The sequence below is a fragment of the Phenylobacterium aquaticum genome (assembly GCF_947378715.1).
Taxonomy (GTDB): domain Bacteria; phylum Pseudomonadota; class Alphaproteobacteria; order Caulobacterales; family Caulobacteraceae; genus Phenylobacterium; species Phenylobacterium aquaticum_A.
In genome coordinates, this window is sequence record NZ_CANCLE010000071.1 from 1 (window position 1) to 19,297 (window position 19,297).

A 19,297-nucleotide genomic window follows, 5' to 3' on the forward strand; every position below is an offset into this window, starting at 1 on the left:
TGCCGGGACCGCCGACCTCGACCACCCGATCCACGCCGCGCCCGCCGGTCAGCGCCCGGACCGCCTTGCCCCACTGGGGTTCGTCCACATAGTTCACGACGGCGCTGGCCCCCATCTCCATCAGTTGCTTGGCCTTGCGATCGCTGGAGGTGGTGGCGATGACCGTCGCCCCGACCGCGCGGGCCAGCTGCAGGGCGAAGACGGATACCCCGCCCGATCCTTGGATCAGCACCGAATGACCGGCTCGGATCGGGGTGCGACCGGTCAGCGCCGTCCAGGCGGTCAGACCGGCGCAGGGCAGGGTGGCCGCCTCCTCATAGGTCAGGCCGTCGGGCAGGGGCACGATCGCCTCCTGGCTGACAGCCTTGAGTTCGGTGAGCCAGCCGTCGCCTTCCGCGCCATAGGAGTCGGCGGCGATGGTCGCGGGCATGTCGCCGCCGAACCAGCGGGGATGGAAGGCGCCCATGACCCGGTCGCCGGGCTTGTAGGCCCTGACCCCGTCGCCGACCGCCACGACCTCGCCGGCCGCGTCGCTGGTCGGGATCAGGCCCGGATGGCAGGGGCGGGGATAGCGGCCGCGGACCATGGCGAGGTCGCGGAAATTCAGCGAGACGGCGTGGACGCGGACCAGCACCTCGCCGCGCTCGGGCACGGGATCGGGTTCGCTTCGCATCCGCAGTTCATCAAGGCTCGCGAAGCTATCGAATCGATAGGCCTGCATGACGGGGCTCCTCGGTGTGGTGAGGAGTGGTGCGCGCGAGCGGGGCGGCTGTCGACGCCAGGAATTGAGGAGACGGTGGGAGGATCGCTAGGGCGGTGGGGCGTCATTGAGCCTAGGTCGAAATTTCTCCGCTCTCCCGCTTCTCTTGAGCGTTGTGGCCGGCGGTAGCGGACCATCCCTTGTGAATGAAGCCTCGATCGACATTCCCCTCGATCATCCAAATGCTGCAGTTTCCCGGGTTCGGTTGGCGTTCAAACCACTCCCATTCATATCCTAACCAAGCATAGGCAAAGGCGCGGATGGTTACGCCGTGGGAGACGACAATGAGGTCATGAATATCGTGACGCTCGGCGTCGCGATGAAATGTACCGAAAGTCGCATGCACGCGTTCAGCGACGTCACAGCGGCTTTCTCCCATTGGCATCGGCGCCCAGAAGCGCCCCTCGTGCTGCTCGGCCTTCTGATACAAGGCATGTTCTCTTGGGAACAATTTCGGGAGATCCTGATCCGGTACCCCGTCGAATAGACCAAAGCTCTGTTCGCGAAGTTGGGATTTTTCCTTCACATCCAATACCAAGCCACCGTCGGAGGTAAGACCGCCGAGCGCCCTAAGGATCGCATCAGATGTTTGCCGAGTTCGCAGGTAGGGAGATCGCCACATGCGAATCTTTGGTGGCGCAAAATCCGATCTGGAGGCCTGCCCAGTGAGCGCGGTTTCACTGAGGTGGGAGCGAAGTATCTCACCAGCCTCCGCGGCTTGTCGCAGTCCCTCGACAGAGAGGGGAACGCGGTGATCCGGTAGCAGCGCGTTCACGCTCTTATCGAGGTTCGCTTCGCTTTCGCCATGGCGGATCAGGTAAATGCGGAGATCGCGCGGCATCGACTGTCTATGCCATCCCTTGGACGTTTTGCTGTGACCGGCAGCCTTGCTGAGTCCGTCTAGCGGAATGGCATCTTAGCCAATGCGGCCCATTGCATTCCTGCCTATGGCGCACGCCTGATGCGCGGGCAATGGCCTCAGCTTGGCTCCCCGCCTGCGCGGGGATGAGCGAATTTTAAATCACCCCTCCGGGCGATGCGGGCGATCCAGCCGTTCGGTGAGGGTCAGGAGGTCGCTCCAGGCCTTCTTCTTGGCGCCGGGCTGACGGAGCAGGAAGGCGGGGTGGAGGGTCGGCATGGCCGGGATTTCAAGGGCTTCGTCGGAACTCTTCCACTCGAACCAGCGGCCGCGCAGGGCGAGGATGCCCTCTTCCTTTTTCAGCATGGACTTGGCGGCCGGGCCGCCGACCAGCAGCAGCATCCTGGGGTTCACCAGCTGGATGGCGCGTTCCAGGAACGGGGCGCAGACGGCCTGTTCGGTGACAGTGGGCGCGCGGTTGCCGGGCGGCCGCCAGAAGACGGTGTTGGTGATGAACACCCGGCCGGTGAGGCCGGCAGCGGCCAGCATCTTGTCCAGCAGCTGACCGGCGCGGCCGACGAAGGGCTCTCCGCGCTGGTCCTCCTCGGCGCCTGGACCCTCGCCGATGATCAGCAACGGCGCGTCGGGGGCGCCCCGGGCGAAGACCGCCTGATGGGCGGCGCCCTCGAACTTCAGCGGGCAGCCATCGAAGGCGGCGATAGCGGCCTTGAGCTGGTCGAGATCCTGGGCGGCGACCGCCAGAGCCTGGGCCACGGCGACGCTCGCCGAGATGTCCGGGCCGGCGTTGACCACTGGCCGCGCCGCCGCGATCAGCGGCTTCTTCTCCGGCGGCTTGGGCTGGACGAACTTGCCGGCCTCGATGCGGTCGATGGGCGCATCCAGCAGCATGGCGTCGACGCCCGCTTCCGCCCAGAAGGCGAGCAGGCTTTCGGCGACGGCTGAGGGATGGGCGTTCATCTGGCGGGGGTCCGAAATCGTCCTGCGGCGGAGTTGGCGCTTGACCGCACGCGCGCTAGCTAACGATAAGCGGGCCAAGGGATCAACGCCGCTTCGCACACGCCTGCGGGCGGGGGCGGAAAAATCGGGAGCTTGAGGGGTCATGAGCGAAGCCGTCGAACGCGAAGCCATGGAATACGACGTCGTCATCGTCGGCGCCGGGCCTGCCGGCCTGTCGGCCGCGATCCGTCTGAAACAACTGGCGGAACAGGCCGGAACCGAGATCTCGGTGGCCGTGCTGGAGAAGGGTTCCGAAGTCGGCGCCCACATCCTCTCCGGCGCGGTGATCGACCCCAAGGCCCTGAACGAACTCTTCCCGAACTGGAAGCAGGACGGCGCGCCCCTCGAGACGCCGGTGACCAAGGACCGTTTCCTGATCCTGGGGCCGCAGGGCGAAGTGTCGCTGCCGATGTTCGCCCTGCCGCCGTTCATGCACAACGACGGCTGCTACATCGCCTCGCTGGGCAATGTCTGTCGCTGGCTGGCGGGCAAGGCCGAGGAACTGGGCGTCGAGATCTATCCGGGCTTCGCCGCTTCCGAGATGGTCTGGAACGACGACGGTTCGCTGAAGGGCGTCATCGTCGGCGTGGTCGGCATCGGTAAGGACGGCCAACCCACCGCCGACTATCAGCCCGGGATGGAATTGCACGGCAAGTACGTGTTCATCGCCGAGGGCGTGCGCGGCTCGCTGGCCAAGCAACTGATCGCCCAGTTTGACCTGTCGGACGGCAAGTCGCCGCAGAAGTTCGGGATTGGCATCAAGGAACTGTGGCAGGTGCCTCCGGAGAAGCATCAGCCGGGTCTGGCCGAGCACACCACAGGTTGGCCGCTCGACGACAAGACCGGCGGCGGCAGCTTCATGTACCACTTCGGCGATAACTACGTGTCGATCGGCTATGTGACGCACCTGAACTACAAGAACCCGTGGCTGTCGCCGTTCGACGAGTTCCAGCGGTTCAAGCACCACCCTTCGGTCAGGCCGCACCTCGAAGGCGGACGTCGCATATCGTACGGCGCGCGAGCCATCACCGAGGGCGGCTATCAGTCGATCCCCAAACTGACCTTCCCGGGCGGCGCGCTCATCGGCTGCTCGGCCGGCTTCGTCAACGTGCCGCGCATCAAGGGCAGCCACAACGCCATGAAGACTGGCATGCTAGCCGCCGAAGAGGCCTTCAAGGCCCTGGCTGCGGGCCGCGCCAGCGACGAACTGGTCGAGTATCAGGCCGCTTTCGAGAATAGCTGGGTCGCCAAGGAACTGAAGGTGGTTCGCAACGCCAAGCCGCTGCTGGGCAAGCTGGGCACCTTCTTCGGCGGCGCGGTGGGCATGTTCGACATGTGGGTCACCCACCTGACCGGCGGGTTCTCATTTTTCGGCACGATGAAGCACGACAAGACCGACGCCGCCTCCACGGGCCTGGCCAAGGACTATAAGCCGATCTCCTATCCGAAGCCGGACGGGGTGATCAGCTTCGACAAGCTGTCCTCGGTGTTCCTGTCCTCGACCAATCACGACGAGAACCAGCCGGCTCACCTGACGCTGAAGGATCCCTCGATCCCGATCTCGGTGAACCTGCCGAAATACGGCGAACCGGCGCGGCTGTTCTGCCCGGCCGGGGTCTATGAAGTGCTCTATGACGAGCAGGGCCAGAACCCGAAGTTCCAGATCAATTTCCAGAACTGCGTCCACTGCAAGACCTGCGACATCAAGGATCCGTCGCAGAACATCAACTGGACGACGCCGCAGGGCGGCGACGGGCCCAACTATCCGAACATGTGATTTCTGCAGGTCCGCGCGTGGGGAATTCTCGCGCGGACCTAGAAAAAACGGAATTCGCCGCCTGTCTTAGCCCTGAGACGGGCGGTCGCGCTTGCGGCCGGCCCGGAAACCGCAGAGATTCCCCGCATGCGCCGTAACGCCCTTCATTTCGCTGGCCTGCTGGCCCCCGCCCTCCTGCTGAGCGCCTGCGCCACTGCAGAGCCTCAACTCAATGCGGACCTGATGACCGGGCCCGCCTCGAGCTATGGCCTGTTCCTGGCCGGGCAGGGCGCGCTGAACGACGGGCGCAGCAGCCAGGCCGCCGCCTATTTCAACCAGGCCGCCGAGGTCGAGGGCGACACCGGCATCATCGCCGAGCGGGCCTTCACCGCTGCGGTGCTGGCCGGCGACATCACCCGCGCCGCTCAGATGGCCCCGAACGGCCCCGACGCCTCCGACAATGGCAAGCGCCTGGGCCACCTGGTGGTCGCGGTCGAGGCGATGGCGGAAGGCAAGCCCAAGCTCGCCCTGCCGCTGCTGAAGACCGAGGATCTTGGCTTCGTTCACCGCTCGGCCGGCGCCTTGCTGGCGCCCTGGGCCGCGGCCATGGCCGGCGACACCGACGGCTCCCTGGTCCGCCCGCAGGTGCGCGGCGACAAGGTGGTCGATTATTTCGGCCTGCTGGGCCAGGCCTACCTCTATGAGCGCGCGCGCCGCTATGACGAGGCGGAGACCGACTTCAAGGAGCTGACCAAGGGTGACGCTCCCGGCGACATGATGCTGTTGGCCTATGGCGGCTTCCTGGAGCGTCGGGGCCGGCGCGTGGACGCCCAGGCGATCTACAACAAGGGCCTGACCGAGGAGCCGCAGAACTCCGTGCTGCTGGCCGCCCGCGACCGGGCCGCCGCCGGCAAGGGCGCCCCGCCTGCGCCCAGCCTGAAGCAAGGGGCGGCCGCGGCGCTGATCGCGCCAGGCGCCGGCATGATGGCCGTCAAACAGACCCAGTACGCGCTCACCTATCTGCGCCTGGCGCTGCGCCTGGATCCCCAGCGCAACGAGGCCTGGCTGATGGTCGGCGACATGATGGAGGCGGCCGGCGACACCGAGGCCGCCCGCGCCGCCTATTCGACCCCCAAGCCCGGCTCGCCGGAATACAGCGCCGCCCAGGCCAAGCTGGCCTGGAGCTTCCAGAACGCTGGAGATGGTCCGGCGGCCCTGAAGCTGGCCCGCGACGCGGCGGCGGCCGGCGGCGGCCAGGAGGCCCAGGTCACCCTGGCCGACCTGTTGCGCGCCAACGAGAAGTTCGCCGAGTCCGCCGATGTGCTGTCGGGCGTCATCGGCGCCAATCCCGACTGGCGACTGCTCTATGCCCGGGGCGTGGCCTATGACCGGGCCGGGCGCTGGGCCGACGGCGAGCGCGACCTGCAGGCGGCCCTGAAGCAACAGCCGGACGACAGCGAGCTCTTGAACTATCTGGGCTATTCCTGGATCGACCGGGGCGAACACCTGTCCGAGGCCCTGGGCATGGTCCAGAAGGCGGTGGGCCAGAACCCGCACTCGGGCGCCATGATCGACAGCCTGGGCTGGGCCTATTATCGGCTCGGCGACTACAAGAAGTCGGTCGAGACCCTGGAGAGCGCCGTCGAGTACGAGGCGGGCGATCCCGACATCAACAATCACCTGGGCGACGCCTATTGGCGGGTAGGGCGCCGCGACGAGGCGCTGTTCCAGTGGCGTCGGGTGCTGACCCTGGCGCCCGAAGCCAAGCTCAAGGCCGAGGTCGAGGGCAAGATCGCCACCGGCCTGGGCCCGGCCGCGCCGGTGGGGGCAGCCAAGATGGCCGGTCCGGTCGACGCCCTGGCGGCGACCAAGATCCCCGGCCCGGTCGACGCCCTGGCGGCGACCAAGATCCCCGGGCAGTGACCGGCCATGGCCGCCGAAACCCTCGCGCCGGCCAAGATCAATCTCTTCCTGCACGTCGGCGCGCCCGCGTCTGACGGCTATCACCCGCTGTGCAGCCTGATGGTCTTCGCCGACCTGGGCGACCGGGTGGCGGTGACCGACGCCGAGGGGGCAGGCTTCGCCCTGCGCGGGCCCTATGCGGCGGCCCTGGCCGGGGAGGGGGACAATCTGGTGCTGCGCGCCGCCCGCGTCCTGCTGGCCCGGGCCGGCGGCCTGCACGTCCTGCCGGGGCTGATGCTCGACAAACGGCTGCCGGTGGCGGCGGGACTGGGCGGTGGATCCAGTGACGCCGGGGCCGTGCTGCGGCTGCTGCGCGAGGCTTGGGCGCTCCAGATGCCCGACGCCGAGCTGGAGGCCGTGGCGGCCTCCCTGGGGGCGGATGGCGCGGCTTGCCTGTGGGGACAACCTGTCCTGGCCGAGGGCCGGGGAGAGCGGTTGTCGCCGTCGCCCGGCCTGCCCGGTATCGACGCGGTGCTGGTCAATCCTGGCGTGGCGGTGTCGACCCCAGCCGTCTATGGCGCGCTCGACGCCTCAGGCCTGTTCTCCAATGTCACGGCGCCCGCCATGCCCGACGCCTTCGAGAGCGTCGAGGAGCTGGCCGGCTGGCTGCGCACCACCCGCAATGACCTGGAGCCGCCGGCCCTGGCCCTGGCTCCGGAGATCGGCGATGTGCTGGCGACCTTGGCCGATGAGCCGGAGACCCTGATCGCGCGAATGTCAGGATCGGGCGCCACCTGCTTCGCCCTCTGCGCCGGCGACTACGAGGCCGAGACCCTGGCCGAACGTATTGAGGCCATGCGGCCTGACTGGTGGGTCGAGCGCTGCCGGCTGGGCGGGCCCTGGGGGTAGGCGCCCAAGGCTGACGACAGCCTTGGGTAGAGCGGCTAGAGTCCCCCTCCATGGTTCGACAAAGGCAGGTGAGATGCGGCTGGCGCTGATACCAAGTCCATTCTTGGGGCCGGCGTCCTGGAGCCTCGTCGCCTCCCATCTGGAGGACGGGTGCGTGGCGGACCATGGCGGCGTGTCGGGGCCTGACTGGTTCGACGGCGCGGCCCAGCGGATCGTGGCGCAGGTGGACGACGAACCCTGGACGGCGGTCCTCCACAGCAGCGCGGGGGCCTTTGCGCCGAGCCTGAGCGCGGTCGCCGCCAGGCTGAAAGGGCTGGTTTTTGTCGACGCGGTCCTCCCGCATCCGGGCAAGAGCGCCGCCGACCTGGCGCCGCGCGGACAAATCGACGGGCTCCGAAAGATCACCTCCGAAGGGCTGATCGCCCGATGGGACCGATGGTTCGCCCCTGCGGTCATCGAAAGCTGGGCGCCTGACGCCAAGGCGAGGGCCACATGCCTCGCCGACATACCGCAGGTTCCGTTGGCGTTCCTGGAAGCCCAGGCGCCCTGCCACGCCGAGTGGGAACGGCTGCCGGCGACCTATGTCAAACTGAGCGAAGGGTTCGAGCGCAACGCGACGCGGGCCGAGGCGCTTGGCTGGAACACGCGACGGCTGGACCTCGGCCATCTCGGAATGATTTCGCATCCAGCCGCCCTGGCCGCGACCCTCCTGGACGTTAGGTGAGCCGTCGCCACGGTTGGCGTCATCGTTCGTTCTTGACTTGGCGAGCGGCAGTGGCGCGGACGTTGACGCCCTGGTGGGCCCTACTGCCTGGAGCCTTCACAGCCCGACGGCATGCCCCAAACGAAAACGGGGGCCCCGAAGGACCCCCGTTCCCAACTCTCCAGTGTCGTATGGACTACTCGTGCAAGGCTTCGCCGTGCAGGGTCATGTCCAGACCTTCAACTTCACCCTCTTCCGAGACCTTCAGGCCGGTGGTGAACTTGCAGATCATCAGGATCACCAGGGTGGCGATGGCCGTCCAGCCAGCGGTCACCGCGATGCCCTTGGCCTGGGTGATCACGCTGTGGCCAGCGCCCAGCGAGTTGATCGCCGGGTCGGCCAGCAGACCGGTGAGCAGGGCGCCGGCGATGCCGCCGATGCCGTGCACGCCGAAGGCGTCGAGGCTGTCGTCATACTTGAAGATGCGCTTCAGCCACACCGCGCCGACGTAGCAGACGGCGCCGGCGACGATGCCGATGATCAGCGCGCCTTGCGGGTTCACGAAGCCGGCGGCCGGGGTGATGGCGACCAGGCCAGCGACGGCGCCGGAGGCCAGCCCCAGCATGCCGGGCTTCTTGCGTTCGACCCACTCGACAACCATCCAGGCCAGGGCGGCCGCGGCGGTGGCGACTTGGGTGTTCAGCATGGCGGCGGAAGCGATGCCGTCAGCGGCCCATTCCGAACCGGCGTTGAAGCCGAACCAGCCAACCCACAGCAGCGAGGCGCCGATCATGGTGAAGACCAGGTTCGACGGCGCCATGTTCTCGGTGCCGTAGCCCTTTCGCTTGCCCATGACGAGGGCGCACATCAGACCGGCGACGCCAGCGTTGATGTGAACCACGGTGCCGCCCGCGAAGTCGAGGACGCCCATCTTGGACAGGAAGCCGCCACCCCAGACCCAATGGCAGATGGGGGCGTAGACGAAGATCGACCACAGGGTCATGAACAGCAGCAGGGCGGAGAACTTCATCCGCTCGGCGAAGGCGCCGGCGATCAGGGCCGGGGTGATGATCGCGAAGGTCATCTGGTAGGTGATCCAGAGCATCTCCGGCAGGCCCTTGGCGGCCGTATAGGCCGTCTCGGTGGTCACGCCTGCGAGGAAGAAGGTCCGGAAGCTGCCGATATAGGGCTGCAGGGCTTCGTTATCGTTGAAGCCGAAGGCCAACCCGTAGGTGCCGGCCATCCAGATCACGGTCACCAGGCAGGTGATCACGAAGGACTGGGCGACGGTGGCGATGATGTTCTTCTTCCGCACCATGCCGCCGTAGAACAGCGCCAGGCCCGGAATCGTCATCAGGAGGACGAGGGCGGTGGAGGTCAGGATCCAGGCCGCGTCGCCGGAGTTGAGCTCAAGCTTGACCTGGTGAGGCAACAGGGCCGGACCTGCGGTCTCGGCGGCGGCGGGGGCCGCAGCCGGCGCAGGCGCGGGGGCCATGGCCTCGGCGGCGGGAGGCGCGGGCGCCTCAGCAGCCGGCGGCGCCGCGGCGTCCTGGGCGAATGCCGGAGCCGCCAAAGGCGCCCCGAGCATGGCGGCGGCGAAGGCAAGCCCTGCCAACCTTTTGATACCGAATGATTTCATATGATTATCCCCTTGTCCCGATGAGCTCTGGCGACCTAGAGCGCGGCCGTGCCGGACTCGCCGGTCCGAATGCGAACAGCGTCCTCGACGTTGAGAACGAAAATCTTCCCGTCCCCGATCTTGCCCGTGGCGGCGGCGGCCTTGACCGCTTCCACCGCCTTGGCGGCGGCGCTGTCATCGACGACAGCCTCGAGCTTCACTTTCGGCACGAAGTTCACCTGGTACTCAGCGCCCCGGTAAATCTCCGTCTGCCCCTTCTGCCGGCCGTAGCCCTTCACTTCCGAGACCGTCAGCCCCTCGACGCCGGCGGCGACGAGCGCTTCGCGCACATCGTCCAGCTTGAAGGGTTTGACGATCGCCATGATCAATTTCATCCGCTCGCTCCCACGCGGCTCAAAAGCTGTCCGCGCCCGTGATTTTCCCGACCGTCAGAATTTGGGGCTCAACTCGACCCCTCGACGGCAAAGTGACGCTATCGACGGCAGGGCCGTGTGCGGTTGCGCGGTAACCTTTGATCAATGAAAAGACTTCAGGCGCCTAAAATGTGTGCGAAAGCGGCATTTGGCGCCTGCTGATTGGGCGATATCGGCGTCCGGAGCGCCTGCGCCGTGGTGTTGACGTGGGGGTGTCATGAGAGCGCCCAAGTCGGCGGGCCTCTAAGGCAGGCGCCTTCGAAATCGAGGCCGCGCACAGGGTGCGATCCGTTGACTCGGGCGCGGCCTGTGGGCAGGGGGCGTTGCGATATCTCCCCAACGAGGATTCCCATGCTCCCGACCCGCTCTCTGATCGCCGGCGCCCTGATGGCCCTGGCCGCAGGCGCCGCTTCCGCTCAGACGCCGGCCGCCGCCGCCGCCCCTGCGGCCATGCCGGCGCCCGCCGCTGCGCCGGCCCCGGTCGCCGCCCCGCCCGTGGTCGCCGCCGGCGACGTGGTCGACACCCTCAAGGCCTCGGGCCAGTTCACTCTGTTCCTCAAGGCCACCGACGCCACAAACCTCACCGGCTTCCTGAAGGCCAACAAGGTCGAGACAGTGTTCGCGCCCAGCGACGCGGCCTTCGCCGCCCTGCCGGCCGGCGAACTGGCCCGGCTGATGGCCCCGGCCAACCGCGCGGAGCTGCAGAAGCTGTTGATCTACCACATGATCAACGCCTCGGTGCCGAGCTCGGAGTTCAAGGGCGCCCAGCGCCAGGCCCGCACCATGGCCGGCCTGCCCGTGGAACTGGATGGCGGCGAGATGCTTATGGTCAATGACGCCATGATCGTTCAGGCCGACATCATGGCCACCAATGGCGTCATCCACGTGATCAACAAGGTGCTGTCGCCCGCCACGGCGCCCGCACCGACCGCCAACTAGTCGGGAGCCTCGCGGCCGCGCGCCTCGGACCCCCGGGAACGAGGAACGCCAAGATGAACATCAAGTTTGTTCTCGCCGCCGTCGCGGCCGCGACCCTGGCCTCGGCCGCTCAGGCCCAGACCGCCCCCGCCCAGCCGCCGGCGACGCCGTCCATGGCGATGCCCGCCGAGCCCGCAGTCGGGACCCAGGCGTCGACCACGGTCGAGACCGCGCCCCCGGCGGCGGTGGCCGCAGGCATGGACGCCTCGGCCACGGTGACCACCACCACCCTGACCAACGGCCCGGTCGCCGACACGCCGGAGAACCGCGCCAAGTATCCGCCCATGTCCAGCGCGGGCAAGCGGTCCAAGGCGAAGGGGAACTGAGCCGACCCCAGACGGACGCAATGCGGAGATAAAGCCGCGCTGCGCTTGAAGCGAAGGTCGGTGGGCCCTATGGTCCGCCGACTTTTTTTGCGCCCGCGAACACACCCCACATGTCCTCCGAAAAGCCGCTCTCATTTCAGGGTCTTATCCTGAAACTCCACGACTATTGGAGCCAACAAGGCTGCGTGATTCTGCAGCCGCATGACGTCGAGGTGGGCGCGGGCACCCTGCATCCGGCCACGGTGCTGCGCGCGCTCGGCCCCAAGCCCTGGCGAGCGGCCTATGTGCAGCCCTCGCGCCGGCCCGGCGACGGCCGATATGGCGAGAACCCCAACCGGCTGCAGCACTATTACCAGTATCAGGTGATCCTGAAGCCGAACCCCGACAACCTGCAGGAGCTCTATCTGGGTTCGCTGGAGGCCATCGGCCTGGACACCCGGCTACACGACATCCGCTTCGTCGAGGACGACTGGGAGAACCCCACGGTCGGGGCCTGGGGCCTGGGCTGGGAAGTCTGGTGCGACGGGATGGAAGTCACGCAATACACCTACTTCCAACAGGTGGGCGGGCTGGACGTGTTCCCCGTGGCCGGAGAGCTGACCTACGGGCTTGAGCGCCTGGCCATGTACATCCAGGGCGTCAATCACTTCACCGAACTGGCCTTCAACGACCCGGACGGCCCGGCGCCCATGACCTATGGCGACGTGTTCCTGGAGAACGAGCGCCAGCAGTCGGAAGCCAATTTCCACCTCTATGACGTGGCTGTGCTGAAGCGGCAGTTCGAGGACATGGAGCGCCAGGTGCCGCGCATCCTGGAGGGCCGGGGGCCGCAGGGCCAGATCACCGTCCTGCCGGCCTATGACCATGTGCTGAAGGCCAGCCACCTGTTCAACCTGATGGACGCCCGCGGCGCGATCGCCGTGGCCGAGCGCCAGAGCTATATCGGCCGCATTCGCGACCTGACCAAGATGTGCGCCGAGGCCTGGGTCGCGAATGAAGGCGGGAACGCTTAAGTCATGCCCCAGCTTTTGATCGAACTGTTCTCCGAAGAGATTCCGGCCCGCATGCAGGTGCAGGCGGCGAGGGATTTCGAGCGCATGGCCCGCGAGCGGCTGGCCGCCCAGGGGCTGTTGCCCGAGGCGTTGAAGACCTTTTCCGGCCCGCGTCGCCTGACCCTGGTGGCCGAAGGCTTGCCGGCGGCCCAGGGCGACCGGCATGAGGAACAGAAGGGCCCGCGCGTCGGCTCGCCCGACGCCGCCATCGACGGCTTCCTGCGCAAGACGGGCCTGACCCGCGACCAGTTGACCGAGCGGGACGGGGTGTGGTTCGCCCATATCCATCGCGCCGGCCGGCCGACGCCCACGATCGTCGCCGAGATGGTCGAGGAGATCGTCCGCAATTTCCCCTGGCCCAAGTCGATGACCTGGGGGCGCGGGACCCTGCGCTGGGTCCGACCGCTGAAGCGCATCCTGTGCGTCTTCGACGGCGAGGTGGTCCCGTTCTCCATCGACGGCATCGAGGCCGGCGACGTGACCGAGGGCCACCGGTTCATGGGATCGGGCAAGCCGTTCAAGGCCAAGGACTTCGACCGCTACGCCGAGGGGCTGGAGAAGCACTTCGTCGTGCTCGATCCGGAGGAGCGCAAGACCCGTATCCTGGAACAGGCCAAGACCCTGTGCTTCGCGCGCAATCTCGAACTGGTCGACGACGAGGGCCTGCTGGACGAGGTCGCGGGCTTGGCCGAGTGGCCGTCGCCGGTGCTGGGTGACATGGACCCGGTGTTCCTCGACCTGCCGCCGGAGGTGATCCGCACTTCGATGCGGACCCATCAGAAGTATTTCGCCGTGCGCGACCCGGCCACCGGCAAGCTCGCCCCGCACTTCGTCACCGTAGCCAATATCGAGGCGGCGGACGGCGGCAAGGTGATTGCGGCAGGCAACGCCAAGGTGCTGTCGGCGCGGCTGAGCGACGCCAAGTTCTTCTGGGACGAAGACCGCAAGGTGAAGCTGGAAGACCGGCTGGAGAAGCTGAAGGGCGTCACCTTCCACGCCAAGCTGGGCACCTTGGCCGAGCGGGTCGAGCGGCTGGAGATCCTGGCCAAGGCGATTGCGCCCCGGGTGGGCGCTGATCCGGCCAAGGCCGTGCTGGCCGCGCACCTGTGCAAGGCCGACCTGACCACCGGCATGGTCGGTGAATTCCCCGAGCTGCAGGGCCTGATGGGCGGCTACTACGCCCGCGAGGAAAAGCTCTCGAACGTGGTCGCCGACGCCATCCGCGACCATTATCGCCCGGTCGGCCAGACCGATGAGGCGCCGGACACCCCGGTGACCATGGCGGTGGCGCTGGCCGAGAAGCTCGACACGCTCACCGCCTTCTTCGCGATCAATGAGAAGCCGACAGGATCGCGCGATCCCTATGCCCTGCGCCGCGCCGCCCTGGGGGTGATCCGCATCCTGCTGGGGTCCGAAGCCCGGGCGCCGATCCGTGAGCTGGTCGCCGACTGGTATGGATCTCTGCGCTGCTTCGTCGATCCTGGCCGGGCGCTCTATGTCTCGACCAAGCGGACCACCGGCTATCTCGGCCCCAAATATCGCGCGCCCTCCGAGGTCTTCGAGACCTATGTCGAGGAATTCGACGCCGCCCTGCTGGAAGGAACGCCCCTGGTCGTGGAGACCCGGGATGACTTCGACATCCGCTTCGACCGCGCCGCCAAGGCCGGCGAGGCCCCTGAAGGCAAGGTGCTCTACACGTTCCGGCCCTATGGCGAAGTGGCCGAGGAGGTCCTGGCCTTCCTGGCGGACCGGCTGAAGGTGCTGCTGCGCGACCAGGGCAAGCGCCACGACCTGGTGGATGCGGTGTTCGCGCTGGGCGACGACGACTTGGTGCGGATCGTCGCCCGGGTCCAGGCCCTGTCGGATTTCCTGACCACCGAGGACGGCGCCAATCTGCTGGCCGGTTACAAGCGGGCCGGCAACATCCTCAAGGCCGAGGAAAAGAAGGGCGCCCTGCCGGCCGGCGCGGCCGCGCCCATGGCGGGCGCCTCGGCCGAGGAAGCCGCCCTGATCGCGGCGATTTCCCTTGCGGAGCCCGAGGTGGCGCGTGCATTGCAGCATGAGGATTTCGCAGGCGCCATGCGTGCCTTGTCGGGAATGCGTCGACCCGTCGACGCCTTCTTCGAAAAGGTGCTGGTGAACTCGGAAGTCGCCGCCGAACGCGAGAACCGGCTGCGGCTTCTGGCTCAGGTCCGTGACGCCATGGGCGAGGTCGCGGACTTCAGCCTGGTGAACGGCTAGAGCGTTTCCCGGAAAGTGTGACGCACTTTTCGGATTCAGAAATGCTCTGACCTTTTTGATCGAGTCCCCTTCACGGCTCTGAAAGGCCGGGCTGGGCAATAGGGTCTGTTGTTGATCGCGCTTCCGGATCGGCCAGGCTTGGCCCGGCGGCGCACGAGGAGGATTTCTGGATGTCGACCGATACGCTCTCCAAGTCGCGTTGGGTCTATTCCTTCGGTGGGGGCAGCGCTGACGGCGACGCCTCCATGAAGAACCTTCTGGGTGGCAAGGGCGCCAATCTGGCGGAGATGTCATCGCTCGGCCTGCCGGTGCCCCCGGGCTTCACGATCACCACCGAGGCCTGCGTCCACTACTATTCCAACGACAAGACCTATCCGCCCGAGCTGACCGCCCAGGTCGTGGCCGGCCTGGCGACGGTCGAGACGATCACCGCCAAGCGCTTCGGCGACCCGGCCAATCCCCTGCTGGTCTCGGTGCGCTCCGGCGCCCGGGCCTCGATGCCCGGGATGATGGACACGGTGCTGAACCTGGGCCTCAACGACCAGACGGTGGAGGGCCTGGCCAAGCTGGCCGGCGACCGCCGCTTCGCCTTCGACAGCTATCGCCGCTTCATCCAGATGTATTCGAACGTGGTGCTCGACCTCGACCACCACATGTTCGAGGAAATTCTGGACGAGCATAAGGAACGCCTGGACGTCACCGTCGACACCGGCTTGAGCGCCGACGACTGGGAGGCGGTGGTCATCGACTACAAGGCCGCCGTGGCCCGTGAGCTCGGCAAGCCCTTCCCGCAGGACCCGCAGGAGCAGCTGTGGGGCGCGATCAGCGCCGTGTTCGCCAGCTGGATGAATGAGCGGGCCAAGTTCTATCGCCGCATGCACGACATCCCCGAAAGCTGGGGCACGGCCGTGAACGTCCAGTCGATGGTGTTCGGCAATATGGGCGACTCATCGGCTACCGGCGTGGCCTTCACCCGCAACCCGTCCACCGGCGAGGCCCGGCTCTATGGCGAGTTCCTGATCAACGCCCAGGGCGAGGACGTCGTCGCCGGCATCCGCACGCCCCAGGCCCTGACCAAGATCGCCCGCGAGGAGATGGGGGAGAAGGCGCCGTCCATGGAGGAAGCCCTCCCGGAGGTGTTCACCCAGTTCAAGTCCGTCGTCGAGAAGCTGGAAACCCACTATCGCGACATGCAGGACATCGAGTTCACGGTGGAGAAGGGGCGCCTCTATATGCTCCAGACCCGCAACGGGAAGCGGACCGCCAAGGCGGCGCTGAAGGTCGCGGTCGATCTCGCCACCGAAGGGCTGATCACCAAGGAAGAGGCGGTGATGCGGGTCGAGCCCGCCAGCCTTGACCAGTTGCTGCACCCGACCATCGACCCGACCAGCTCGCGCGACGTGATCACCGCCGGCCTGCCGGCCTCGCCGGGCGCCGCCACCGGCAAAGTGGTGTTCGACAGTGACGAGGCCGAGCGCCTCGGCTCCGCCGGAGAGTCGGTCATACTGGTGCGCGAGGAGACCTCGCCCGAGGACATCCACGGCATGCACGCCGCGCGCGGCATCGTCACCGCCCGGGGCGGCATGACCAGCCACGCCGCCGTGGTGGCGCGCGGCATGGGCCGGCCCTGCGTCTCAGGCGCCGGCGAGATCCAGATCTATGAGAAGCTGGGCGAGTTCCGCGCCCGGGGCCGGGTGTTCAAGGCCGGCGACATCATCACCATCGACGGCTCCAAGGGCGAGGTGCTGTCGGGCGCGGTGAAGATGATCGAGCCGGAGCTCTCCGGCGACTTCGCGACCCTGATGGTCTGGGCCGACGAGGTCCGCCGCCTGAAGGTCCGCGCCAACGCCGAGACCCCGCTGGACGCCCGCACCGCTCGCCAGTTCGGCGCCGAGGGCATCGGCCTGTGCCGCACTGAGCACATGTTCTTCGACGAGGACCGCATCGCCGCCGTGCGCGAAATGATCCTGGCCGACGACGAGGCCGGTCGCCGCGCGGCCCTGACCAAGATCCTGCCGATGCAGCGCGACGACTTCGTCGAGCTGTTCACGATCATGGAAGGGCTGCCGGTCACCATCCGGCTGCTCGACCCGCCGCTGCACGAGTTCCTGCCGCACACCGAGGAAGACCTGGTCGCCGTGGCCAAGGCCACCGGCCTGGACGCCGCCAAGCTGATGCGCCGCGCCAAGGAGCTGCACGAGACCAACCCCATGCTCGGCCACCGCGGCTGCCGCCTGGGCGTCTCCTATCCCGAAATCTATGAGATGCAGGTCCGCGCCATCTTCGAGGCGGCCTGCGAGATCGTGGCCCAGGGCAAGACCGCGCCGATCCCGGAGGTCATGCACCCGCTGGTCGCCAAGGGCGAGGAGATGCGCTACCTGCGCCTGCTCACCGACCGTATCGCCAAGCAGGTGATGGCCGAGAAGGGCGTGACCATCGAATATATGGTCGGCACCATGATCGAGCTGCCGCGCGCCGCAATCCGGGCGGGCGACCTGGCTGAATACGCCGAGTTCTTCTCCTTCGGCACCAATGACCTGACCCAGACCACCTTCGGCATCAGCCGCGACGACTCGGGCCGGTTCCTGAACGCCTATATCGACAAGGGGATCTTCGAGAAGGACCCCTTCGTCACCCTCGACCAGGAAGGCGTCGGCGACCTGATCCGCATCGCCACTGAGCGCGGCCGTGCGGTGCGCCCCGACGCGAAGCTGGGCATCTGCGGCGAGCATGGCGGCGACCCGGCCTCCATCGCCTTCTGCGAGAAGATCGGCCTGGACTATGTGAGCTGCTCACCGTTCCGGGTGCCGATCGCCCGCCTGGCCGCGGCCCAGGCCGCCATCGGCGAGCGCGAGAAAGACCGGTGACCGAACCCGCCGCCAAGCCTCCGACCCTGAAGCCTCAGGCCCTGCCGGCCGGGGCGGTCGGGGCGGCGGCGCTGGGGGCCCTGGCGGTGGGGGCCTTGGCCCTGGGCATGGTGACGATCCACCGCCTCGCCATCGGCCGCATGGCCGTGGGCCGGCTGAGGCTGAAGCATGTCGAGATCGACGAGCTGACCGTGCGCAAGCTGACTGTCATCGACGACCGGCGCTGATCTCCAAGCGCTACGGCTTAAGGCCCACCACTCGGCCCGGCATGCCGGCGGCGTCGACATAGGGCGTCTTTCCCACCTGCTGCATGTCGAGCTTGGTGATGAAGCCGTTCTGGGCCGGGGCGGAGACCAGGGTGCGCGTCGTGACCTTGCGGGGCTTGCCGTCGGCGGCCAGGGCCTCACCCATCACCCGGCCACGCTCGGCGCCGACGCTGGGCAGCTTGATCCCGAGGATATGGGCGGTGGTGATGGCCAGGTCGGCGTTGCTGACCGGGGCCGGATCGACAAAGCCTGTGCGGAAATCGGGACCGATGGCGGCCATGAAGTTGTGGGTGTCCTGGCGGCTGACCGTGCCGTGGATGCCCTGGCCCTGGCGCAGATCGGTATCGGCGACCTCGGCCGCGCAGAGCTCGGGTCGGTCGCAGCCGGTGGAGAAGCTCTTGAAGCTGACCACGATGTCGGGGCGCGGGGTGCGGGCCTTGCCGGTCAGGCCCACGGCGCTCAGGGGCAGGGCGCCGGGCAGGGGACCCAGGGCGTCATCGACGAAGATCGCGCCGGTATAGTCCTGCTGGGTCAGGAACTGGACGACGCGCGGCGCCAGCGCCTTGGCGTCCGGGCCCGGCAGATAGATCAGCTCCGCCCCGCCATTGGGGCCGAGCACCACCTGCGGCGCGGCGGGGTCGGGGCCGAGCAGGGCGCCGCGGCCGGGATGGCCGCCCTTCGCGGGGTCCACGAGGGCGCCCTTGCCATCATGGATGGGCAGGTTCAGCGCCTGGGCCAGATCGATGGCCAGGAAGCCGGAGGGCAGATGGCCGGCGGTGACGTCGGGATAGCTGAGCCTGGCCGCTGCGCTGGTCTCGCTGGCCTTGGACGCCACAGCCACCCCGTGGTCGGCGGTGATGACGATGTTGGTGGTCGCCTCCAGCCCGGCGGCCTTTACGGCGGCGCGCAGGGCGGCGAGGTCGTCGGAGGCGTTGCGGATCGCCGCCAGGCTGGTCGGGCCGTTCACGCCCGGGGTCAGGCTGTTCAGGCTGTCGCCCTGGTTATGCTGGGTGCCGTCCGGATCGCGCGACCAGAACACCAGGACGAAGGGCTTGGCCCCCGCCTTGAAACGCGGCAGCAGCACCTTCGTGGCGACGGCGGTCAGCCAGTCCTGTTGCACCCGGTTCTCGACCAGGGTGCCGGGGATATCCTTGGTCCCGTCGCGGGCGTTCTCGGCGCGGTCGGGGGTGACCGGTTCCAGTCCGGCGGCGCGGATGGCGGCCGTGATCTCGGGGCTGAGCGGCAAGCCGCCGGCGTGGCCGGTCGCGTCGTCAATAACGATCGTCCCGGTACCGTCCCGGGCCAGGGCGTCCTGGATGGCGGCCGGGCCGTGCTTGCCTAGGACGGCGGTCTGGAAGCCCTGGTCATGAGCGGCATGCAGCAAGCTGATCTCGTTCAGATAGTTGCCACCGAACCGCTGGTTCATGACCCCCAGGACAGTGTCGCTCTCCAGGCCCGGCAAGGGCGAACTGACCGGGGCGGGCAGGGGCGCGCCGACATAGATGGTGTTGCCGAAGTCGCCGGTGTCGCCCAACCGGTGGCCGGTGGAGATGGCCGAAGCATTGGCGGTGGTGACGGTCGGGAACAGGGAATGGCTGTTCCTGAAGTC

The 19,297-nt window shown here is 67.7% G+C and carries 16 protein-coding genes; 10 read left to right on the forward strand and 6 right to left on the reverse strand.

Features of this window, described 5'->3' with window-relative positions:
- The 3 genes from Q7P21_RS11050 to Q7P21_RS11060 form a co-directional block, all read right to left on the reverse strand.
- The coding region (locus Q7P21_RS11050) for an NAD(P)-dependent alcohol dehydrogenase (protein WP_304177133.1) at nt 1–721 on the reverse strand (721 nt) is incomplete at its 3' end.
- 112 nt (nt 722–833) lie between these two features.
- Complete coding sequence (locus tag Q7P21_RS11055; RefSeq protein ID WP_304171547.1) at nt 834–1,601, reverse strand: histidine phosphatase family protein; 768 nt, start codon at nt 1,599–1,601, stop codon at nt 834–836.
- 180 nt (nt 1,602–1,781) lie between these two features.
- A complete protein-coding gene (locus Q7P21_RS11060; protein ID WP_304177135.1) occupies nt 1,782–2,597 on the reverse strand; it encodes a uracil-DNA glycosylase in 816 nt (271 codons plus the stop codon).
- A gap of 142 nt (nt 2,598–2,739) precedes the next feature.
- Between Q7P21_RS11060 and Q7P21_RS11065 the strand changes: the two genes are divergently transcribed.
- From Q7P21_RS11065 to Q7P21_RS11080, 4 genes are all read left to right on the forward strand, one after another.
- Nucleotides 2,740–4,413: an electron transfer flavoprotein-ubiquinone oxidoreductase gene (locus Q7P21_RS11065; RefSeq protein ID WP_304171543.1), complete on the forward strand. Its 1,674-nt coding sequence runs from the start codon at nt 2,740–2,742 to the stop codon at nt 4,411–4,413.
- A gap of 126 nt (nt 4,414–4,539) precedes the next feature.
- A complete protein-coding gene (locus tag Q7P21_RS11070) occupies nt 4,540–6,315 on the forward strand; it encodes a tetratricopeptide repeat protein (RefSeq protein WP_304171541.1) in 1,776 nt (591 codons plus the stop codon).
- Nucleotides 6,316–6,321: 6 nt separating this feature from the next.
- Complete coding sequence (locus Q7P21_RS11075) at nt 6,322–7,203, forward strand: 4-(cytidine 5'-diphospho)-2-C-methyl-D-erythritol kinase (protein ID WP_304166052.1); 882 nt, start codon at nt 6,322–6,324, stop codon at nt 7,201–7,203.
- A gap of 154 nt (nt 7,204–7,357) precedes the next feature.
- The gene (locus tag Q7P21_RS11080; protein WP_304177136.1) at nt 7,358–7,927 is read left to right on the forward strand and encodes an alpha/beta fold hydrolase; all 570 of its coding nucleotides are present in this window, start codon (nt 7,358–7,360) and stop codon (nt 7,925–7,927) included.
- Between the two features lie 175 nt (nt 7,928–8,102).
- Here the strand turns inward: Q7P21_RS11080 and Q7P21_RS11085 are convergent, their stop codons facing one another.
- The gene (locus Q7P21_RS11085; protein WP_304166047.1) at nt 8,103–9,545 is read right to left on the reverse strand and encodes an ammonium transporter; all 1,443 of its coding nucleotides are present in this window, start codon (nt 9,543–9,545) and stop codon (nt 8,103–8,105) included.
- Between the two features lie 35 nt (nt 9,546–9,580).
- Complete coding sequence (locus Q7P21_RS11090; protein WP_215339866.1) at nt 9,581–9,919, reverse strand: P-II family nitrogen regulator; 339 nt, start codon at nt 9,917–9,919, stop codon at nt 9,581–9,583.
- 390 nt (nt 9,920–10,309) lie between these two features.
- Between Q7P21_RS11090 and Q7P21_RS11095 the strand changes: the two genes are divergently transcribed.
- The 6 genes from Q7P21_RS11095 (at nt 10,310) to Q7P21_RS11120 (ending at nt 17,649) form a co-directional block, all read left to right on the forward strand.
- On the forward strand, nt 10,310–10,897 hold the full coding sequence (locus Q7P21_RS11095; protein ID WP_304177138.1) for a fasciclin domain-containing protein: 588 nt from the start codon (nt 10,310–10,312) through the stop codon (nt 10,895–10,897).
- Between the two features lie 53 nt (nt 10,898–10,950).
- Nucleotides 10,951–11,262 carry a hypothetical protein gene (locus Q7P21_RS11100; protein ID WP_304177140.1) on the forward strand — a complete coding sequence of 104 codons (312 nt, stop codon included), beginning with the start codon at nt 10,951–10,953 and terminating at the stop codon, nt 11,260–11,262.
- 110 nt (nt 11,263–11,372) lie between these two features.
- Entirely contained in the window at nt 11,373–12,275 is a 903-nt protein-coding gene (locus Q7P21_RS11105) for a glycine--tRNA ligase subunit alpha (protein WP_304166037.1), read from the forward strand.
- A 3-nt stretch (nt 12,276–12,278) separates the two neighbouring features.
- Nucleotides 12,279–14,555, forward strand: a complete 2,277-nt coding sequence (gene glyS / locus Q7P21_RS11110) for a glycine--tRNA ligase subunit beta (protein ID WP_304177142.1) — start codon at nt 12,279–12,281, stop codon at nt 14,553–14,555.
- A 170-nt stretch (nt 14,556–14,725) separates the two neighbouring features.
- Nucleotides 14,726–17,422 carry a pyruvate, phosphate dikinase gene (gene ppdK / locus Q7P21_RS11115; RefSeq protein ID WP_304166031.1) on the forward strand — a complete coding sequence of 899 codons (2,697 nt, stop codon included), beginning with the start codon at nt 14,726–14,728 and terminating at the stop codon, nt 17,420–17,422.
- Nucleotides 17,419–17,649, forward strand: coding sequence for a hypothetical protein (locus tag Q7P21_RS11120; RefSeq protein WP_304166029.1), 231 nt, complete (start codon nt 17,419–17,421; stop codon nt 17,647–17,649). Before ppdK ends, Q7P21_RS11120 begins: the two co-directional genes overlap by 4 nt.
- Nucleotides 17,650–17,659: 10 nt before the next feature.
- On the opposite strand, the gene Q7P21_RS11125 is transcribed toward Q7P21_RS11120, so the two are convergent.
- On the reverse strand, nt 17,660–19,297 hold a 1,638-nt coding region (locus tag Q7P21_RS11125; RefSeq protein ID WP_304177143.1), incomplete at its 5' end, for an alkaline phosphatase family protein.

Excerpts from the sequence above, each read along its gene's own strand:
- Q7P21_RS11095 (WP_304177138.1), top strand. The coding sequence starts at position 10,310 with ATGCTCCCGACCCGCTCTCTGATCGCCGGCGCCCTGATGGCCCTGGCC.
- Q7P21_RS11100 (WP_304177140.1), top strand. The coding sequence starts at position 10,951 with ATGAACATCAAGTTTGTTCTCGCCGCCGTCGCGGCCGCGACCCTGGCC.
- Q7P21_RS11055 (WP_304171547.1), bottom strand. The coding sequence starts at position 1,601 with ATGCCGCGCGATCTCCGCATTTACCTGATCCGCCATGGCGAAAGCGAA.
- Q7P21_RS11090 (WP_215339866.1), bottom strand. The coding sequence starts at position 9,919 with ATGAAATTGATCATGGCGATCGTCAAACCCTTCAAGCTGGACGATGTG.
- Q7P21_RS11065 (WP_304171543.1), top strand. The coding sequence starts at position 2,740 with ATGAGCGAAGCCGTCGAACGCGAAGCCATGGAATACGACGTCGTCATC.
- Q7P21_RS11105 (WP_304166037.1), top strand. The coding sequence starts at position 11,373 with ATGTCCTCCGAAAAGCCGCTCTCATTTCAGGGTCTTATCCTGAAACTC.
- Q7P21_RS11085 (WP_304166047.1), bottom strand. The coding sequence starts at position 9,545 with ATGAAATCATTCGGTATCAAAAGGTTGGCAGGGCTTGCCTTCGCCGCC.
- Q7P21_RS11070 (WP_304171541.1), top strand. The coding sequence starts at position 4,540 with ATGCGCCGTAACGCCCTTCATTTCGCTGGCCTGCTGGCCCCCGCCCTC.
- glyS (WP_304177142.1), top strand. The coding sequence starts at position 12,279 with ATGCCCCAGCTTTTGATCGAACTGTTCTCCGAAGAGATTCCGGCCCGC.
- ppdK (WP_304166031.1), top strand. The coding sequence starts at position 14,726 with ATGTCGACCGATACGCTCTCCAAGTCGCGTTGGGTCTATTCCTTCGGT.
- Q7P21_RS11060 (WP_304177135.1), bottom strand. The coding sequence starts at position 2,597 with ATGAACGCCCATCCCTCAGCCGTCGCCGAAAGCCTGCTCGCCTTCTGG.
- Q7P21_RS11075 (WP_304166052.1), top strand. The coding sequence starts at position 6,322 with ATGGCCGCCGAAACCCTCGCGCCGGCCAAGATCAATCTCTTCCTGCAC.